The following is a 673-nucleotide window of genomic DNA, read 5'->3' as shown; positions in this document are numbered from 1 at the left end:
TTGGCACTTGGGGACGTTCCTTTTAATATGAGCAGGACATTGTCAAGAGGCAAAATCGGGCCTGGCCCCAACGATATGGGGTCAGGCCCTCTCCCTATATCAACCCGTCCGCGGCGACCTCGGCGTGTCTTCCCGACGCTCGTCTTTGCAGTTTAATATCCGCCCGTGGCGATCTCTCGCTGGGCAATCCGTTGCTACGGCTGAGGCTTCTTCGTCGAACCGACAGTCTGTGCACGCGTGTGGCGCCCTGGGCGCTCGCAGAAAAGGGACCTGAGGTTCGCCTCAACGGCTTCGGATCGAACCGCTTCCGGGGTGATCGGCTTATGTGCGGGGGGCCGGCCCCCTACGCCTCCTCGGCCATGAGGCCGACCGCCCACACCCAGCAGGCGAGCTCGCGCGCCGTGGCCACGTTCGCCTTGTTGTTGTGGACCCCGCGCGCGAGCAGCGCCTCCCGCCTCTCGACCAGCCTCCGCACGCCCTTGGCGGCATGCCTGCGGGCGACCCGGTCCGGGGCCTGGCCCTTGGCGAGGTCCTTCGGCCGCCCCGAGCACGTCAGGTAGTGCCACGCGGCCTCGACCAGCGCCTTCCTCAGGTGTTTGTTGCCCGCCTTGGTGATCGCGCCCCTGCGGTCGCTCTCCCCGCTGGAGTGCTCGGAGGGCGTCAGGCCGACCCA

1 protein-coding gene is annotated in these 673 nt (G+C 67.2%); it reads right to left on the bottom strand.

Annotation, left to right across the window (positions count from 1 at the left end):
- Positions 1 to 343: 343 nt before the first annotated feature.
- A partial coding sequence (locus LK493_RS10080) for a transposase (protein ID WP_227790927.1) occupies positions 344 to 673 on the bottom strand: 330 nt, incomplete at its 5' end.

Source organism: Collinsella aerofaciens (assembly GCF_020709435.1).
GTDB classification, from domain to species: Bacteria; Actinomycetota; Coriobacteriia; order Coriobacteriales; family Coriobacteriaceae; genus Collinsella; species Collinsella aerofaciens_AU.
The sequence above is the reverse complement of the archived record's forward strand: the minus strand, read 5'-3'. Positions and strand labels throughout refer to the sequence as shown.